This window comes from Ruegeria sp. CG4 (assembly GCF_056537185.1).
Window position 1 is genome coordinate 447,689 of record NZ_JBQFRB010000001.1, and the last position, 16,276, is coordinate 463,964.

The 16,276-nt window shown below is 57.0% G+C and carries 18 protein-coding genes; 8 read left to right on the forward strand and 10 right to left on the reverse strand.

What is annotated here, in order from left to right; genetic code table 11:
• Nucleotides 1–22 precede the first annotated feature (22 nt).
• The 3 genes from ligA to ACR0J2_RS02215 all read left to right on the forward strand — a co-directional run bounded on the left by ligA (nucleotide 23) and on the right by ACR0J2_RS02215 (nucleotide 4,597).
• Nucleotides 23–2,275, forward strand: coding sequence for an NAD-dependent DNA ligase LigA (ligA, locus tag ACR0J2_RS02205; protein ID WP_480811537.1), 2,253 nt, complete (start codon nucleotides 23–25; stop codon nucleotides 2,273–2,275).
• Nucleotides 2,272–4,362 (forward strand): ATP-dependent DNA helicase RecG, encoded by a 2,091-nt coding sequence (recG, locus tag ACR0J2_RS02210; protein ID WP_480811538.1) that lies wholly within the window; start codon nucleotides 2,272–2,274, stop codon nucleotides 4,360–4,362. Before ligA ends, recG begins: the two co-directional genes overlap by 4 nt.
• A 112-nt stretch (nucleotides 4,363–4,474) precedes the next feature.
• Nucleotides 4,475–4,597, forward strand: a complete 123-nt coding sequence (locus ACR0J2_RS02215) for a hypothetical protein (protein ID WP_321253024.1) — start codon at nucleotides 4,475–4,477, stop codon at nucleotides 4,595–4,597.
• A 184-nt stretch (nucleotides 4,598–4,781) separates the two neighbouring features.
• Here ACR0J2_RS02215 and ACR0J2_RS02220 read toward each other — a convergent pair whose 3' ends face one another.
• Together ACR0J2_RS02220 and ACR0J2_RS02225 are read right to left on the reverse strand one after the other, a co-directional pair.
• A complete protein-coding gene (locus tag ACR0J2_RS02220; protein ID WP_170615071.1) occupies nucleotides 4,782–5,420 on the reverse strand; it encodes a MarC family protein in 639 nt (212 codons plus the stop codon).
• Between the two features lie 60 nt (nucleotides 5,421–5,480).
• Complete coding sequence (locus tag ACR0J2_RS02225) at nucleotides 5,481–5,933, reverse strand: iron-sulfur cluster assembly scaffold protein (protein ID WP_170615070.1); 453 nt, start codon at nucleotides 5,931–5,933, stop codon at nucleotides 5,481–5,483.
• 48 nt (nucleotides 5,934–5,981) lie between these two features.
• On the opposite strand from ACR0J2_RS02225, the gene hisI reads away from it, so the two are divergent.
• Nucleotides 5,982–6,371 (forward strand): phosphoribosyl-AMP cyclohydrolase, encoded by a 390-nt coding sequence (hisI, locus tag ACR0J2_RS02230; RefSeq protein ID WP_170677050.1) that lies wholly within the window; start codon nucleotides 5,982–5,984, stop codon nucleotides 6,369–6,371.
• Between the two features lie 6 nt (nucleotides 6,372–6,377).
• Here hisI and gluQRS read toward each other — a convergent pair whose 3' ends face one another.
• The 4 genes from gluQRS to ACR0J2_RS02250 all read right to left on the reverse strand — a co-directional run bounded on the left by gluQRS (nucleotide 6,378) and on the right by ACR0J2_RS02250 (nucleotide 10,359).
• Nucleotides 6,378–7,295, reverse strand: coding sequence for a tRNA glutamyl-Q(34) synthetase GluQRS (gene gluQRS, locus ACR0J2_RS02235; RefSeq protein WP_480811539.1), 918 nt, complete (start codon nucleotides 7,293–7,295; stop codon nucleotides 6,378–6,380).
• Nucleotides 7,292–7,906 (reverse strand): class I SAM-dependent DNA methyltransferase, encoded by a 615-nt coding sequence (locus tag ACR0J2_RS02240; protein WP_480811540.1) that lies wholly within the window; start codon nucleotides 7,904–7,906, stop codon nucleotides 7,292–7,294. The genes gluQRS and ACR0J2_RS02240 overlap by 4 nt, the downstream gene beginning before the upstream one ends.
• Before the next feature lie 37 nt (nucleotides 7,907–7,943).
• The gene (trmFO, locus tag ACR0J2_RS02245; RefSeq protein WP_480811541.1) at nucleotides 7,944–9,284 is read right to left on the reverse strand and encodes a methylenetetrahydrofolate--tRNA-(uracil(54)-C(5))-methyltransferase (FADH(2)-oxidizing) TrmFO; all 1,341 of its coding nucleotides are present in this window, start codon (nucleotides 9,282–9,284) and stop codon (nucleotides 7,944–7,946) included.
• Nucleotides 9,285–9,546: 262 nt separating this feature from the next.
• Nucleotides 9,547–10,359, reverse strand: coding sequence for an enoyl-CoA hydratase (locus ACR0J2_RS02250; RefSeq protein ID WP_480489837.1), 813 nt, complete (start codon nucleotides 10,357–10,359; stop codon nucleotides 9,547–9,549).
• Between the two features lie 30 nt (nucleotides 10,360–10,389).
• Here ACR0J2_RS02250 and ACR0J2_RS02255 point away from each other — a divergent pair, with 30 nt between their 5' ends.
• Nucleotides 10,390–10,833, forward strand: a complete 444-nt coding sequence (locus ACR0J2_RS02255; protein WP_170806327.1) for a PaaI family thioesterase — start codon at nucleotides 10,390–10,392, stop codon at nucleotides 10,831–10,833.
• Between the two features lie 59 nt (nucleotides 10,834–10,892).
• Here the strand turns inward: ACR0J2_RS02255 and ACR0J2_RS02260 are convergent, their stop codons facing one another.
• On the reverse strand, nucleotides 10,893–11,120 hold the full coding sequence (locus ACR0J2_RS02260) for a DUF1127 domain-containing protein (RefSeq protein WP_480811542.1): 228 nt from the start codon (nucleotides 11,118–11,120) through the stop codon (nucleotides 10,893–10,895).
• Between the two features lie 99 nt (nucleotides 11,121–11,219).
• On the opposite strand from ACR0J2_RS02260, the gene ACR0J2_RS02265 reads away from it, so the two are divergent.
• Nucleotides 11,220–12,623: an aminotransferase-like domain-containing protein gene (locus tag ACR0J2_RS02265; protein WP_170806328.1), complete on the forward strand. Its 1,404-nt coding sequence runs from the start codon at nucleotides 11,220–11,222 to the stop codon at nucleotides 12,621–12,623.
• A gap of 3 nt (nucleotides 12,624–12,626) precedes the next feature.
• Here the strand turns inward: ACR0J2_RS02265 and ACR0J2_RS02270 are convergent, their stop codons facing one another.
• Nucleotides 12,627–12,992, reverse strand: coding sequence for a nuclear transport factor 2 family protein (locus tag ACR0J2_RS02270; RefSeq protein ID WP_480811543.1), 366 nt, complete (start codon nucleotides 12,990–12,992; stop codon nucleotides 12,627–12,629).
• A 242-nt stretch (nucleotides 12,993–13,234) separates the two neighbouring features.
• Between ACR0J2_RS02270 and rplM the strand changes: the two genes are divergently transcribed.
• Both rplM and rpsI read left to right on the forward strand, forming a co-directional pair.
• Nucleotides 13,235–13,693 carry a 50S ribosomal protein L13 gene (gene rplM / locus ACR0J2_RS02275; RefSeq protein WP_039536983.1) on the forward strand — a complete coding sequence of 153 codons (459 nt, stop codon included), beginning with the start codon at nucleotides 13,235–13,237 and terminating at the stop codon, nucleotides 13,691–13,693.
• 6 nt (nucleotides 13,694–13,699) lie between these two features.
• Entirely contained in the window at nucleotides 13,700–14,185 is a 486-nt protein-coding gene (rpsI, locus tag ACR0J2_RS02280; RefSeq protein ID WP_170615060.1) for a 30S ribosomal protein S9, read from the forward strand.
• Nucleotides 14,186–14,297: 112 nt separating this feature from the next.
• Here the strand turns inward: rpsI and ACR0J2_RS02285 are convergent, their stop codons facing one another.
• Both ACR0J2_RS02285 and ACR0J2_RS02290 read right to left on the reverse strand, forming a co-directional pair.
• The gene (locus ACR0J2_RS02285) at nucleotides 14,298–14,969 is read right to left on the reverse strand and encodes a YrbL family protein (protein ID WP_480811544.1); all 672 of its coding nucleotides are present in this window, start codon (nucleotides 14,967–14,969) and stop codon (nucleotides 14,298–14,300) included.
• A 134-nt stretch (nucleotides 14,970–15,103) separates the two neighbouring features.
• Entirely contained in the window at nucleotides 15,104–16,264 is a 1,161-nt protein-coding gene (locus ACR0J2_RS02290; protein WP_480811545.1) for an ABC transporter substrate-binding protein, read from the reverse strand.
• Nucleotides 16,265–16,276 lie beyond the last annotated feature (12 nt).

Sequence of the window (16,276 nt, forward strand, 5' to 3'; positions counted from 1 at the left end):
GATCACTTGACAGGGCGAGGCCATGAGCAACTCCATTTCGGTAACCGACCTGACAGAACAGGAAGCGCAGGAAGAACTGGCGCGCCTTTCTGACCTTCTGCTGCGCGCCAATACCCAATATCACACAGAAGATGCGCCTGAGATTTCGGATGCGGAGTACGACCGGCTCAAGCGCAGAAACGCAGAAATCGAAGCGCGGTTTCCGAACCTGAAACGTCCGGACAGCCCAAGCGAACAGGTTGGTGCGCGCGTCGCTGAAGGGTTTTCCAAAGTTGCACATTCTGTGCGGATGATGTCGCTGGGCAATGCCTTTGACGACGAAGACGTCAGGGATTTTGATCGTTCGATCCGAAAATACCTGGGGTTGCGGGGTGATGCGCCGCTTGCCTTCACTGCAGAACCGAAGATCGACGGTCTGTCCTTGTCCTTGCGGTATGAGGGTGGAAAACTGATTCAGGCCGCAACGCGTGGCGACGGTGAGGTGGGCGAGAACGTAACCGAAAACGCGCGCACGATTTCGGACATTCCTCAAACCATTGAAGACGCACCCGAAGTTCTCGAGGTTCGGGGTGAGGTCTACATGTCACATGTCGATTTCGACGACCTGAATGCGCGTCAGTCACAGGCTGGCGACAAAACATTTGCCAATCCCCGCAACGCCGCGGCCGGGTCTTTGCGTCAGTTGGATGCCTCAATTACTCGGACGCGCCCGTTGCGGTTCTTTGCCTATGCCTGGGGCGAATCGTCGGAACCTTTGGCCGACACGCAAATGGCTGCGATTGAACGTCTTGCAGGTTTCGGGTTCGCCACAAATACGCTGACACGGCTGTGTGAAACAACCGGTCAGATGCTGGACCATTATCGGGACATCGAGGCGCAACGCGCAACGCTTGGCTATGACATCGACGGCGTTGTTTACAAGGTGAATGAACTGGCGCTTCAGGCCCGGCTTGGGTTTCGGTCGACCACACCTCGCTGGGCGGTGGCGCACAAGTTTCCCGCAGAACTGGCCTGGACCCGGCTTGAGGCCATCGATGTTCAGGTCGGCCGAACCGGCGCGCTTAGCCCCGTGGCCCGGCTGCACCCAGTGACGGTTGGCGGGGTCGTCGTTTCCAACGCGACGCTGCACAACGAAGACTACATAGCCGGTCGCGATGCAAAAGGCGGAACAATCCGAGATGGCAAAGATATTCGGGCTGGCGACTGGGTTCAGGTCTATCGGGCAGGCGATGTGATCCCAAAAGTGGCGGACGTGGATCTGTCAAAGCGTCCCGTCGACTCTGTTGTTTACGAATTTCCAACAAGGTGCCCTGAATGCGGAAGCGAAGCGATCCGGGAGGACGGGGATGCGGTTCGCCGCTGTACGGGGGGTATGATTTGCCCGGCACAGGCCGTTGAAAAGTTGAAGCATTTTGTATCTCGTAAGGCTTTCGATATCGAAGGTCTGGGCGCCAAACAGATCGAGATGTTTCATGACGACCCGACGCTACCGATCAACACACCTGCGGACATCTTCACTCTGAAAGAGCGTGACGCCAAAAATCTGGCGCGGTTGAAAAACAGGGATGGGTGGGGCGAGACCTCGGCCGGAAATCTGTTTGAAGCGATTGAGGAGAAGCGCACGATCCCGTTGGCGCGACTACTGTTTGCGCTGGGGATACGCCACGTTGGTGAAGTGGGCGCACGGGATCTTGCGTTGTTCTATCGGGATTGGGAAGCGATGGCGCAGGCCATTGATGCAGCCCGGGCGGCTGCTCTGGCCCAACGCGCCGCGGATGAAGCAGAGGAGGCTGAGCGTCTATCCGCGACAGCCGGCAACCGAAGAGCACGGATCAAGGAGGCGCGCGATGCCGCGATAATCGGGTCGGATGTCCCGAAGACGGCCGCGCAGGCCTGGTCCGATCTGACCGGCATTGACGGCATCGGTGCGACTTTGGGGCTGTCCCTGTCCGATGCTTTCGCAAACTCGGAAGAGCGTCAGGCGTTTGACGATTTGCGCAGACACCTGACGATCATACCGCCGGAGGCCCCGGCATCCGACAGCCCGGTTGCCGGAAAAACGGTTGTATTCACCGGAACGCTTGAAAAGATGACGCGTGCGGAAGCCAAAGCTCGGGCAGAAGCGTTGGGTGCCAAGGTTTCAGGTTCGGTCAGTCAGAAAACCGACCTGCTTGTGGCTGGTCCCGGCGCGGGGTCAAAGGCCAAGAAAGCGGCGGAACTTGGGATCACGACGTTGGATGAAGACGGCTGGCTACAGTTGATCGGGGATGCATGAGCGGCCGCCCTGAACCCCTGTTTCCACTTTTCGCCCGGCTTGAAACACTTGAAGGTGTCGGTCCGAAAACAGCTCAGTTGATGGGGCAGATCGGAATCGAGTCACCTCGTGACGTTTTGTTTGCTCTGCCATATGCCGTCATTGACCGGCGGCGGCGTGACACTATTCAGGGTGCAAACCTGCCAACAACACTGACGGTCGAGGTCACGGTCGGCACGCATCGCCCCCCAAGAACGAAAGGCGGCGCGTATCGTATTCACGTCGAGGACAGTCAGGCCGATTTCCAGCTGGTGTTTTTTCACGCGCGTGGCGACTACCTTACGAAAATTCTGCCGCCAGGGGCACGCAGGTTGGTGTCAGGTAAACTGGAGCTGTTCGACGGAGTGGCGCAGATGGTACACCCCGATCACGTGGTTTCGCCGGAACAGGCCGGAGAGCTGCCGGAGTTTGAACCTGTCTATCATCTGACCCAAGGCGTGACCCAGAAGACCGCATACAAGGCGGCGCATAGCGCCTTGGCCCGCGCTCCGGATTTGGACGAATGGATCGATCCGGCTCAGGTGGCGCGTCAGAACTGGCAGGGCTGGAAAACGGCCATCCAGTCGGCACATCATCCGCAAGGGGCAGATGACGTAGCAATGTTTGCACCCGCGCGTGAGCGTCTGGCTTATGACGAATTGCTGGCCCATCAGTTGACGCTGGCCCTGGCCCGAAGCCGGGAAAGGAAGTCGCGCGGAATTGTCAGCAGGGCAACCGGCGTTTTGCAATCGAAGGTGCTGAGCACCCTGCCATATCGCCCCACAGGTGCACAATTGCGGGCCATCGAGGAGATTTCCGCCGACATGGCGTCAGCCGCACGAATGAACCGTTTGCTGCAGGGGGATGTTGGCGCCGGCAAAACGTTGGTCGCTTTCATGGCGTTGCTGATCGCGGTCGAGGCGGGCGGGCAGGGCGTCATGATGGCGCCGACCGAGATTCTAGCTCGGCAGCATCTGGAGGGATTGCGCCCACTCGCTGACGAGGCTGGTGTCGTGCTGGAAATCCTGACCGGACGGGACAAAGGCGCTGAACGCAAAGCCAAGCTGGCCGCGCTGAGAAAGGGTGATATTCAGATACTTGTCGGCACGCATGCCGTTTTTCAGGGCGATGTGGAATTCAAAGCCCTGCATTTGGCCATTGTGGATGAGCAGCACAGGTTTGGTGTGCGCCAGCGAATGGAATTGTCGGACAAGGGGAAGGGCGCCGATGTCCTTGTCATGACCGCCACGCCGATTCCGCGCAGTCTGGCGCTTGCGCAATACGGAGACATGGATGTCTCGGTTCTGGATGAAAAGCCGCCCGGCCGTAAACCCGTCAAAACCGCCATCGTCAGCACGCAGCGCATGGATGAGGTTGTGGCCCACCTAAGGCACGCCATCGATGAAGGCAGGCAGTGCTACTGGGTCTGCCCGCTGGTGGACGAATCCGAGGTTTCAGACCTGACTGCCGCCGAGGAACGGTTCAAGCGGCTGCGCGCGATACTGGGGGATGACGTGGTCGGCTTAGTACATGGACAAATGCCCCCGGCCGAAAAAGACGCCGCGATGGAAGCCTTTCAATCTGGCAACACCAAAGTTCTGGTAGCAACGACGGTGATCGAGGTGGGCGTAAACGTTCCAAATGCCACGATCATGGTAATCGAACGCGCCGAGATATTCGGGCTGGCGCAATTGCATCAATTGCGTGGGCGGGTCGGCAGGGGCCAGGACGCATCCACCTGTCTGTTGATGTATCAACCACCGCTGAGCGAAGGCGGGCGCAAACGTCTTGAAGTCTTGCGCGAGACTGAGGACGGGTTTCGCATATCTGAGACCGACCTGCAGATGCGAGGAGCCGGGGATCTGATTGGAACCGCGCAATCCGGTTTGCCGAAGTTCCGTATTGCCGATCTGGAACGTCAGGCCGGATTGATGGCGGTTGCCCAGTCAGACGCCAGGGCATTGCTGTCTGCGGATCCGGATTTGACGTCAGACCGGGGCAAGGCCGCGCGAGTTCTGCTATGGCTGATGAAACAGGATCAGGCCATCCGTTTGATTTCAGTAGGTTAGGTGAGAAGTTCCATTTTGTTCACAAATGTTCTCAAAAAGTTCTTTACCGACTCGGCAAAATATGAGAACAAAAGGTCAACAAAGGATTAAAGCCCTGACCGGAGGTGAACCCATGCTGACCCAGATCAAATCCGCCATTACCCGCTCGCAAGCCACACTTGTTCAGGATGCGGCGGGCGCGGTGTCACTGGTCGTCATGCTGGTGGTTGCCCTTCACCTTCCCGTGGGTTTCTAAGCCTTTCTGCCTGCGATCTCGTGCCGATTAAGCCGCGCTTGTTTCCCCATTTCAGTCAAGGGTGACCTGCCTGTCCCAATTCCCTTGAGGGGCCATGCCTCGGCCCCACGCGGATATCCGGACCCCCACGAGAAACGCATTACCTGCCGCCGCCCTTTCCGCCCGGAAGGTGCGGCGGTTTTTTTTACAACTGGCCCGTTCTGAAGATTTCCATCAGCGCCGATAGAACTGAATTGACCGCAACCGAGGCCAGGATCATTCCCATGACGCGACTGATGATGGCCGATCCGGAATGCCCGATGACACGGATGATGGGGTCGGCCAACAACATCAATACCGCGGCGATTGCCAAAACCACCAGCATCACCAGCGCAGTAATTCCCTGATCCGCAAAGCTGTATCGATTGTTGTCGGTTAGAATGACGACAGCCAGCATTGCGCCGGGTGACGCCAAGGACGGCACCGCCAGTGGAAAGATTGCCGGGTTGGGTTTACTTGTGCTGATTGCAGAATCCTCTTCGACCAGGCGCTGATCGGTTTCCGATTTACTTTCCCCGAAAATCATCGTCAGCGCGAACAAGAACAGGATGATCCCCCCGGCCACCTGAAACGAGTTAAGGCCGATATCCAGCGCTTCGATCAGCAATTGACCGAACACAAGAAAAAACAGCAACACACCGGCACTGATCAACGCAGCGAGTAATGCCGTCTTGCGACGTGCCGAAGCCTCGATACCCGCCGTGACGGCAACAAAGACTGGAATTGTACCGATCGGGTCGATCACAACCCAAAGGGTCACGAAATGCTCAAGTAAATTATCCAAAACTCTCTCTCCCCAATTTCAGCCCGGAGACTAGAGAGATTTTCAAAAAAAATACCACGTTCAGGCGCAGTTGGCCTGTTCTGCTTTTTCCATCGCCTCGGCCGTCGCGTCCAGCGCCAGTAAGATCGAGGCATGCCGGTTCTTGTAATCGCGGGCAGGCATTAGCACCTCAAGCCCGTCAAACGGCGCATCGGGAGCAGGGCCTGCTTTTTTTAACATTGCCGAAAGCTGTTCGCGCGCCAGTTCCACCTGCGCGCGGGTCGCGCCAATAATGGCCTGACCCACAACCGAAGCAGAGGCTTGCCCAAGCGCGCAGGCTTTCACATCCTGTCCAAAATCAGAAATCCGCCCATCGCGCAGTTTGACGTCAACGGTGACAGTGGACCCGCACAACGGCGACCTTTTCTTGACGCTCGCGTCAGGGTGATCCAGCCGGTCCAAATGCGGAATATCCGATGCAAGCGCCAGAATGCGGCCGGAATAGAGCTTGATTAGATCGTTCTCGCCGGACATGGCTTTCCCTCATTGGCTGTTCCCCATACATAGTGGCCAGCCCTCGGGATGCAAAAGGTTTTTGTCATGTCTGAAACACCCGTCTTTGATCCGTCCAACCTGAAATACAACGAATCCGGTCTGGTCCCCGCCATCGCTCAAGATGAGCAGACAGGCGACGTTCTGATGATGGCATGGATGAACGCTGAAGCCATTCAGCGCACGCTGGATACGCACCGCGTTACGTATTGGTCCAGATCCCGTCAGTCCTTCTGGGTCAAGGGTGAAACCTCGGGGAACGTCCAGGAACTGGTGGATTTCCGGGTCGATTGCGACCGGGATTGCCTGTTGGTTCTTGTGCGCCAGACAGGACCGGCTTGTCATACCAACAGGCGCAGTTGTTTCTACACAGCCGTAAGAGATGGCAACGAAGTAGAATTGATGGCCCCGATGTCGTAGCTGCCGCTATAGCCCGACCATCGCACGAATATCACCGGGGCTGACCCCTTCGACGCGGTATTTGGCGATCGCCCTGGCATCATCACGCTTGGCCAACCGTTTGCCGGTATCATCCCGGATCAGGTGGTGATGGTGGTAGAATGGCGTCGGAAGACCAAGCAGCGCCTGCAGCAGAACATGTATTCGGGTGGCTTCGAACAGGTCCTGTCCGCGAACAACATGCGTGACGCCCTGTGCCGCATCATCCAGAACGACGGAAAGGTGGTATGAGGTTCCCATATCACGCCGGGACAGGACTACATCACCGATGCAGGTTTCCATCTCCTCCGGAGTGAACTCAATCACTCCGGTCTCGCCGTTCGGGCCTTCACCCAATTCCGTGAAACTCGCTACCGATTTCACCGGTCCTCCTGGTATCCTGCGGTCTTTGAAAAGGCTGGCGGCTTTTTTGGTTGCTGCCGAGATGTCCAGACGAAGCGGGATGTCCGATGGCCGCCTGTCTCGGCCTGAACCTCGTTCTTTCAGAGTTCCACGACACGTTCCGGGGTAGATGATTCCATCCGGACCATGCAACGGCGCACCTTCTTGTGGGGCGCTGGCGGCAGCCAGAACGTCCCTTCGATTGCACGTACAAGGGTAAAGCAGGCCCTGAACCCAAAGATCATCAAGCGCTTTTTCATAAATTGCCGTACGCGCGGATTGGCGCATGACTGGTTCAGGCCAATGCAGGCCCAGCCATCTCAGGTCCTCATAAATCTGGTCTTCCCACATCAACCGCGATCTGGAACGGTCGATATCTTCAATGCGCAGAAGAAACTCTCCGCCTTCGGCAATGGCCATTTCACCGGCAAGCAAGGCAGAGTACGCGTGCCCCAGATGTAACGGACCTGTGGGTGAAGGAGCAAACCGGGTTACAAAAGTCACGTCTTTTCTACGACATACACTTCGGACTTCAGGTCCAGGCCGGGCAGGTGCGGACCGTATTCGCGGAACAATAGGCGCGCCGCGCCCATATCCAGCCAGTCATTCAATCGAACGGTGTAAGTATGATCCGCAAGCGCATGATCGTTAAAAGAAAATGCAAGCAACCCGCCCTTTGGAAGTGCATGCATCAGCATATCCAATGTCTCGGGCGGGGCTGCGCCGATGCCGATCACGCCAATCGCTGTGATTGCCTTGTACTCACCAGCCGTCAAAGGTTTTGAGTTTGTGATGTCGAAGGTCTTCAGGTTGCGGTAAACCCCTTTGGCCTTGGCGCCCTCAAGCATCTGCGGCGTCGGGTCAGCACCGTCGACGATCTGAAAACCGGCATCCCGCAATGCGACCCCGGACAGGCCGGTGCCGCACCCGTAATCAAGAATTGGTGTCTGCGCCTGGGGCATTTTGGACCATAGCGCTTCGGCAACACGCCCCGGCGTGGCATAGCCATTGGCGCCAACCTCGTCATCGTAGGACGGGGCCCATTTCTGATAATGTGCCCGTGTTTCCTGCGGGGTATCCAGATCGTAAGTGTCTTTGAGGTATTTGTTGCTCATACCGGTATGTTAGGCCCGGTTTGCCCGGCGCGTCCAGTCACCAATGCGCAAGCCAGTTCTTCCATTCGGCTTTGGCTCGGTCAGTGTAGGCTTTGTAACGGTCCTTTCGCCCGCGCCGTCCGCCTTTAAGGCCGTCAACTGGGCGAAACAGGCCGAAATTTACGTTCATCGGCTGGAAAGTCTTGGCCTCGGCCCCTCCGGTGATGTGATGGATCAGGGCACCCATGGCACTGTCCTGCGGCACTTGAGGTTTCGAAAGACGCATGATTTCAGCGGCGGCCAAACGACCGGCCAACAGACCCATCGCCGCGCTTTCGACATAGCCTTCAACACCCGTGATCTGGCCAGCAAATCGGATATTTGGTTTGGATTTCAGTCGCATCTGCGAATCCAGCAATGTCGGAGAGTTGATAAAGGTATTTCTGTGAATGCCACCCAAACGCGCGAAGCTGGCGTTCTCCAACCCCGGGATCATGCGAAACACCTCGGTCTGGGCCCCGTACTTCATTTTGGTCTGGAAGCCGACGATGTTGAACAGCGTTCCCAGCGCGTTGTCGCGGCGCAACTGAACCACCGCATGGGGTTTCACGTCCGGTTGATGCGGGTTGGTCAGGCCAACTGGCTTCATGGGCCCGTGCCGCAAGGTTTCACGACCGCGTTCCGACATGACCTCGATCGGCAGGCAGCCATCAAAATACCCTGCAGTTTCGCCTTCGTGAAACTCGGTTTTGTCCGCAGCCAGCAACGCGTCGATGAACGCGTCATACTGATCGCGATCCATGGGGCAGTTCAGGTATGCCGTTCGTTCCTCTTCGGTTTCGCCCTTGTCATAGCGCGACTGCATCCAGGCCCGACTCATATCGATGCTGTCGGCGTAGACGATCGGTGCGATGGCATCGAAAAAGGCCAGCGACTCGGCTCCGGTCTCTTTGCGGATGGCTTCACCCAATTCCGGCGATGTTAGCGGCCCGGTCGCAAAAATCCATTGTCCGTCATCGGGCAGGGCGGTGATTTCCTCTCCGGTGATCTCTATACGAGGGTGCGCCCGCAATTTGGCGGTGACCGCCTCGGCAAACGGATCGCGGTCAACCGCCAGCGCGCCACCGGCGGGCAGCCGATGCGCATCTGCGGTCGTCATGATCAACCCGTTTGCGGCGCGCATTTCCCAGTGCAGCAGACCGACGGCGTTCTGTTCATCGTCATCCGACCGGAAAGAGTTCGAACAAACCATCTCGGCCAGATTGCCGGTCTGATGCGCAAATGTGCCCACCTTGGGCCGCATTTCGTGAATCACGACATCCACGCCAAGCTCCGCAGCCTGCCAGGCCGCCTCGGACCCGGCCATGCCGCCGCCCACGATATGCAGTTTCTGTGTCATAATCTGCCACATAGGGCAGAGTGCTGACCGACGCAACAGAACTGCACGCGTCGAATAAAGTGCGGATTGAGAGGGGGATCTTGGGGTCGCCGCTGCGGGAATGTCTGCGCCGGTGAGAGAGACCAGCTCGGAGGGACCTTCCGCCCACGGCGACCCAAAAGTATCGTTGAGGCCTTAGCCTCGACCCAGCTTTGCCACAGTGTCGCCCTTTTGAAAAGTGCAAAAATACGGACAGTGAGGAAAAAAATGTAAAACAATTGCCTCATTGGTGCCAATTTGGCGGCCGTTTTTCGATAAAAGCCGAGATTCCTTCCTCGGTATCCCGATGCAGCATGTTTTCCGCCATTACGTCGCCGGCATAGGAATAGGCCTGCTGGATTGGCATTTCGAGTTGCTGGTAAAACGCCTCTTTCCCAATTTTTACAGCGGTTCCGAGTTTGGTCGCCAGGTGTTCGGCCAAAGACATCGTTTCATGTTCCAACAGCATTTCCGGCACTGCCCGATTCACAAGCCCCAGCTCAGCTGCCCTTTCGGAAGAAATGAAGTCGCCGGTGGTCAGCATCTCGAATGCATGCTTGCGTGGGATGTTCCGGCTAAGCGCAACCATCGGCGTTGAACAGAAAAGCCCGATATTTACCCCATTGACGCCAAACCGCGTGCCTTCGGCCGCAATCGCCAGATCGCAAGTCGCGACAAGCTGGCAGCCCGCGGCGGTCGCGATGCCATGTACCTGCGCGATGACGGGCTGGGGCAGGGACTGGATGGACATCATCATCCGGGCACACCGCGCGAACAGGTCCTGAAAATACCCCCGCCCGCGGTCCGGAGCCTGGCGACCGGCGGTCATCTGCTTCAGGTCGTGTCCTGCGCAAAATGCCTTCCCGGCACCGGAAAGGATCACTGCGCGGATCGAGGCATCGGATTTCAGTGCGTCAAGCTCGGCCTGCAGCGCCGCCAGCATTTCGTCGCTCAGGGCATTCAGGCGTTCGGGCGCGTTCATTTTCAGATGTGCGATTGCGCCGGTGTCGTTACGTTCCAGAATTGCCATCTTGCCCTCCTGCTGGCTGTGCGCCAACTCTAGGGCGACAAGGCGAGGAGTGGAAGTATGTCGTTGGCGCTGAACAAAAAAGAACTGTCTGATTATCTGGCGCAGGTCTTTCCGCAGGTTCGCGAGGATTTCATGGTCGAGGAATTGTCTGACGACTCGGTCAAAATGCGCCTGATTGTTGCTGACCGGCACCTTCGGCCCGGCGGCACCATTTCGGGCCCTTCCATCTTTGCGCTCGCCGATGTCAGTGTCTATGCGATGGTTCTGGCCAGAAAAGGGCGGCAGGCTTTGGCGGTTACGACCAGCGCTTCAATGGATTTCCTGCGCAAACCCGATGGCGGCGCGGACATGATTGCACATTGTAGTTTGCTGAAACTGGGGCGGACATTGGCTGTCGGTGACGTCCTGATGTTTTCAGAAGGCTCGGACAAACCCGTTGCGCGGGCCAGCATGACATACTCTCTTCCGCCGGAAGGATCGGCTGCGGCCGCTTTTGGATAAAAAAGGCCGGGGGCATGCCCCGGCCAGGGAAGAGGTCCCAATAATGGGACTGGGGATCTCTAGTTCATCCAGAAATAGCGTTTGGTTTCGCGATAGGCCTGATGCCGGGTCAAACCTACATCCTGCAGCAATTTTTCGTCTAGCTTTCCAAGATTGACGCGGCTGCGGCGGCGTTGTTCCCATTTGGTGACCGTCGCAGCAAACCGCACTGCCAGTGCGGCGATCAGCGGCAGCCGGGGGCTGTCGGTCAGCAGCATAAGGGCGGGGTTGTGCATTGCGCGTGTCATGTCATGGTTCCTTTCAAATTGTATTGACACAAAGCGTAAATGTTCGGTACATGTGCTTGATACATTCAGGATTGTGTCAAAATCAAAGGAAGAATTGTAATGGATACAATTTGGCCAGAGTCATTGCCAAAATCCAAAGGTCCCAAGTATACATTGGTGGCCGACACAATCCGAAAAGCCATTGATAACAATATTCTGGAAGTTGGTGCGAAACTACCTCCGGTCCGGGAGCTTGCGTATCGACTGCAGATCACGCCCGGCACTGTTGCACGCGCTTATACGATTCTGACGGACGAGGGCTTGCTACACGCCGAGGTCGGGCGTGGTACATTTGTAGCCCCGCCACAATCGCCCATTCTGGACGATGTCTGGGCTAGGCAGCTGCATTTGCGGGATGACAAGTACAACGCAAATGTAAGTCTGTTCAGCCCGCGCCTGGCCGATGCAGGGCAGGTGGCTTTGATCCGGGAATGCCTACAGAAGGTGGCTCAGTCCGATCCCGGCCTTTTCCTGAACTACCCAACGCGTGACGCGTACAAGCCGATGCGTCAGGCGGTGGTCGACTGGCTTTCAGATCTTCCGCTGGGCGCATTGACCCATGATGATATTGTACTGACACACGGCGGACAGAACGGGCTGTGCCTGGTGTTTCAGACTATCTTGCGTGGCCCCAAGCCGGTCGTTCTGGTCGAAGACTTGTCTTACGCCGGGTTCCGCCGGGCCGGAGAGTTGATGCGCGCGCAGGTTGTCGGCGTTAAAATGGACCGATGGGGAATTGATCCGGACGCGATGGAGCATGTTTTGCGCCAGACCCCGGCACAGGCTGTCTGCGTCTCGCCCGAAGTACAAAACCCGACCGGGTCACACACGCCACTGGAACGGCGAAAAGAGGTTGTCGAGGTCGCTCGCCGCTATGACGTTCAGATTATCGAGGACGATTGTTATCGCATGGGGGACGCCCGCGAGCCAAGCTATCGCGCGTTGGCGCCCGAAAGGGGATGGCACGTTTCTTCGATCTCGAAAATTCTGACACCGGCTCTGCGGGTCGGGTTCGCCATCGCACCAAGGGAGCGTAGCGTGGATCTGCGCCGTTCGGCGGAATACGGATATTTCGGTCTCGCGCAGCCTCTGGCCGAACTGACACGTCTGTTGCTGTCAGATCCCCGGACCCGAAAGGTGACGCAGGATGTGCGCAAGCGGATGGGGGAATATGTGCGCGTTGCGGTAAACGCACTGGGCGGCTTCGATCTGAACTGGGCACCGGACGTGCCATTTGTCTGGTTAAACCTTCCATCGGGGTGGCGCGCCGCAGCCTTCAGCCGCGCAGCAGAGCGTGAAGGAATTCAGCTGCGCTCGGCAGATGAATTCGCACTGCGCGATGGTCGCGCCCCGAACGCGGTACGCATTGCCATGAACGGGCATGTGTCCCTTGAACGATTTGAAGATGCGATGCACCGCTTACGGGCTCTGCTGGACAACCCACCCGAACAAATCAGTGTCTGATTGCTAAGGCAGAGGCGATGGGTCCCCGAAGAATCCGGCCAAATGCGCAATTTTTCCTTGTGCATCCAGATGAACAAAATCATGTCCCGCAACCATGACCGAGCCATCGGGCGCCACCATGTGCCACGTAAAATGGACCACGTCATGATGTGATGTCGGGCTACTGGTAATGTCGACGCGGCCATTCGCATCCTCCAGGACATTCCCAATATGCGCGCACAATTCCTTTCGGCCCGAAACATCAGCGGTCGGATCTACATATCGACCATTTTCCGCGAAGCACTGCGTCAGCAATTCAAGGCGCTTATTCGCATCGGTTTCCTGCCAGGCAGCTCCATACTTGGCTATTGTCCGGGTCAGTTCCTTCATGTGACTTCTCCGCATCCAAGAGACATGACATACCTGTGACTGTATCAGTGTGGTAAATGATGGCCGTTTTGGACCAAGTTTTTTGGGGTAAAATAATACCGATTTTTTAACCTGCTGTAATTACTTAATTAAATCACGTTTACATGTATTGACCGGGGATTGCAGTAGGTCTAAACCCCATCCATCGAATTCGGGCCGCTCCGCCAGGGGCGGTCTTTCACATCAAACAGGACTATCCTGCCATGAAAACCTTTTCTGCAACACCTGCAGACATCGACAAGAAATGGATCCTGATCGACGCCGAGGGCGTTGTTCTGGGCCGTCTTGCCTCGATCGTCGCCATGCGTCTGCGTGGCAAGCACAAAGCGTCGTTCACCCCGAACATGGACATGGGCGACAACGTCATCGTAATCAACGCTGACAAAATCCAGATGACCGGCAAGAAGCGCGAAGAGAACTTCTACTGGCATACTGGCCACCCGGGCGGCATCAAATCGCGCACCAAGCAGCAGATCCTCGAGGGAGCACACCCCGAGCGCGTCGTGACCCAGGCGGTCAAGCGCATGTTGCCGGGCAACCGTCTGGCGCGTCAGCAAATGACCAACCTGCGCGTTTATGCCGGTGCCGAGCACCCGCACGAAGCCCAGGCCCCCGAAGTTCTGGACGTCAAGTCCATGAACAAGAAAAACACCCGGAGCTAATGACCGATGGCTGATCAGATCAATACTCTCGAAGAGCTGAGCGCCGTCGCAGGCGTTGAAACCGTGGCCGAAGAAGTCATCGTGCGTGAACCCGTACGTGACGAGCTGGGCCGTTCCTACGCCACCGGCAAGCGAAAAGACGCTGTTGCCCGCGTTTGGATCAAGCCGGGTTCCGGCAAGGTTACCGTGAACGGCAAGGATCAGGACGTCTACTTTGCACGTCCCGTTCTGCAGCTGATCCTGCGCCAGCCGTTCCAGGTTGCCGGCGTGGAAGGTGAGTTCGACGTTGTCGCAACCGTCAAAGGCGGTGGCCTGACCGGTCAGGCCGGTGCGGTCAAGCACGGCATCTCGAAAGCACTGCAGCTGTACGATCCCAGCCTGCGCGGCGCCCTGAAGGCCGCTGGCTTCCTGACCCGCGACAGCCGCGTTGTGGAACGTAAGAAGTTCGGTAAGCGCAAGGCACGCCGTTCGTTCCAGTTCTCGAAGCGTTAATAAGCTACAGAGATTCAGAATTCAGACGGTCGCAAGAAATTGCGACCGTTTTTTTGTTCAGGCGCTTGCGCCAGTTGCAGGTAATAAACCGCTGGTTTCGTCTGAACGCAGGTTACTGTTCAGCTTTGCTTTGTTGTAACGCCGCTTCGGCGAGGCCCATAAACCTTTGCCTAATCTGATCAAGTTTGCGCTTGTTCATACGGCGCGACCAGCGGCGAATGGGTATCATCTGCTTGCTGCCAAAACTGTCGATCCATACCCATCGCCCGGACCCGTCAGAGAACGACTGATAGACAATGTTTCCAGCATTCTTGTTGCTGATAAGGACCTGTTCTTCGACCAACATGTCAAAGTGTTTATTCAGTGAATCCAGATGCTCCTGCGTGAGACGCCCGCTTTGGGCCAGCTCCTTAAGGCTGGGTGACAATTGGCCGTCCGGTTCCGAGATGCGCTCGTACATCAGCGCAAGACCCAGATTGGTTTGGATGACGCCGCGGACTTCACAGACCGGAATAGGTTCGTCTCGGTTCTGATAGCGAACCATCAGGTCAAAGGACTCATGAAATTCGCGCAAGAACCCTTTGAACACCGTAGACCGGCGAAAAAGACGGTCGAACCACGTGTCCGTCACCAGGTTGGCGTTTTCGTCCTGGGTATGAGGTTGCGGAATTTTCAGAAGCGTGTCCGGCGAATCAGGGTGTTGATAAACAAACTGACGGTTTCCCTGCGCTATGACTTCGCAGTTTTGCAGGTTCAGCCGATTTTCGATTCGAGATGTAGCCATACCGCCAGATAATAACAGTTTCGTGACAGCGCAAGCTTAGCGGGTGCCGAGATCAGCGCCATGCCTCCAATACGCAAGACCCGCCCAAGCGGGCGGGTCGTTGTCGTTGAATTCAGGTAAGGAGTGTCCCTGAGCTATTCCTCATAGACCAGTTTCCAGGCTCCGTTTTCAACCACGTTGACATAGACTGAATCGGCGCCCTGATGATCATCGGGGCCGAATGACATGTGATTCCCGATCAACTCGTCCTGATAGTCCAACGTTTCCATCGCGGCGATGAAGCTGTCGTGCGTCAGATCAGGGCCTGCGGCCTCAAGCGCCATGACCATCATTTCCGCCGCTGAATACCCCAGCATCGCAAAGCCCACCGGGTCTTCGCCTGTAGCCGTTTTGTATTCTTCAATGAAGGCTGCGGGCGCAGGTTCATCTGCCCGCGCCCACAAGTCCTGCCAGGAGGCTGCGGCGTAAAAGCCTTCGGTCACGCCGCCTGGCACCTGGGCGACCACGGTCAGGAAGCTGGCCGAGGTGCCGAGGAATTTCATATCCTCAAGGCCCATCTTCTTGGCAGTGCCCACAACGGTTATCGCCTGCCTTACCCCCAGCGCTATCGTCACGATATCGCATCCTTCATCCCGCAATTTGCTGAGCGAGCCGACGAAATCCGTCTCATCCGGCTTGTGCGTGGTCTCGGCGACAAAGCTGATGCCTGCTTCTTCGGCACCTGCCTTCGTTCCTTCAAGGATTTCTTCCCCGAAGTCTGTTGGCAGATACATGCTGCACACCGCCTGAGACCCGAACTGATCGGCCAAATACTTCACACCAACACGGCTTTGATCGAAGTAGGTCGAGAAGGACGTGAATTTGTTGCGCATGGGCTCCTGCAACATCTGACGCGCGGCTGTCAGAGGGGCAACGTTGGGAATCCCCTTTGGATCCAACAGCTTGAACCCCGCCAAGTTCATTGGTGTTCCCAGCGATTGCAACATGGCAAAAACCTTGTCGCGATTCAGCAGTTTGTTGTAGCCCTGCATGGCGCGTGGCATCTGATAGCCGTTGTCTTCGACGACAAAGCGGATAGTCCGGCCATGAACGCCACCTTCGGCGTTCACGCGGTCAAAGACCACATTTGCGCCCTTTGTGGCAGGAACACCAACTGCAGCGAAGATCCCGCTCAGATCATTGACCGAACCGATGACGATTTCACTATCAGTGACGCCCTGCGTTTCGGCCATCGCCAGATTCGGCGAAACCGACAGGGCGGCGAATGCTGCCAGTCCTTTCATCACGTTCTTCATGTTCATCCTCCC

Excerpts from the sequence above, each read along its gene's own strand:
- ACR0J2_RS02285 (WP_480811544.1), bottom strand. The coding sequence starts at position 14,969 with ATGGCTACATCTCGAATCGAAAATCGGCTGAACCTGCAAAACTGCGAA.
- ACR0J2_RS02225 (WP_170615070.1), bottom strand. The coding sequence starts at position 5,933 with ATGTCCGGCGAGAACGATCTAATCAAGCTCTATTCCGGCCGCATTCTG.
- ACR0J2_RS02270 (WP_480811543.1), bottom strand. The coding sequence starts at position 12,992 with ATGAAGGAACTGACCCGGACAATAGCCAAGTATGGAGCTGCCTGGCAG.
- recG (WP_480811538.1), top strand. The coding sequence starts at position 2,272 with ATGAGCGGCCGCCCTGAACCCCTGTTTCCACTTTTCGCCCGGCTTGAA.
- ACR0J2_RS02240 (WP_480811540.1), bottom strand. The coding sequence starts at position 7,906 with ATGAGCAACAAATACCTCAAAGACACTTACGATCTGGATACCCCGCAG.
- ACR0J2_RS02255 (WP_170806327.1), top strand. The coding sequence starts at position 10,390 with ATGTCGTTGGCGCTGAACAAAAAAGAACTGTCTGATTATCTGGCGCAG.
- hisI (WP_170677050.1), top strand. The coding sequence starts at position 5,982 with ATGCAAAAGGTTTTTGTCATGTCTGAAACACCCGTCTTTGATCCGTCC.
- trmFO (WP_480811541.1), bottom strand. The coding sequence starts at position 9,284 with ATGACACAGAAACTGCATATCGTGGGCGGCGGCATGGCCGGGTCCGAG.
- rpsI (WP_170615060.1), top strand. The coding sequence starts at position 13,700 with ATGGCTGATCAGATCAATACTCTCGAAGAGCTGAGCGCCGTCGCAGGC.
- ACR0J2_RS02290 (WP_480811545.1), bottom strand. The coding sequence starts at position 16,264 with ATGAAGAACGTGATGAAAGGACTGGCAGCATTCGCCGCCCTGTCGGTT.
- ligA (WP_480811537.1), top strand. The coding sequence starts at position 23 with ATGAGCAACTCCATTTCGGTAACCGACCTGACAGAACAGGAAGCGCAG.
- ACR0J2_RS02265 (WP_170806328.1), top strand. The coding sequence starts at position 11,220 with ATGGATACAATTTGGCCAGAGTCATTGCCAAAATCCAAAGGTCCCAAG.
- ACR0J2_RS02260 (WP_480811542.1), bottom strand. The coding sequence starts at position 11,120 with ATGACACGCGCAATGCACAACCCCGCCCTTATGCTGCTGACCGACAGC.
- rplM (WP_039536983.1), top strand. The coding sequence starts at position 13,235 with ATGAAAACCTTTTCTGCAACACCTGCAGACATCGACAAGAAATGGATC.
- ACR0J2_RS02215 (WP_321253024.1), top strand. The coding sequence starts at position 4,475 with ATGCTGACCCAGATCAAATCCGCCATTACCCGCTCGCAAGCCACACTT.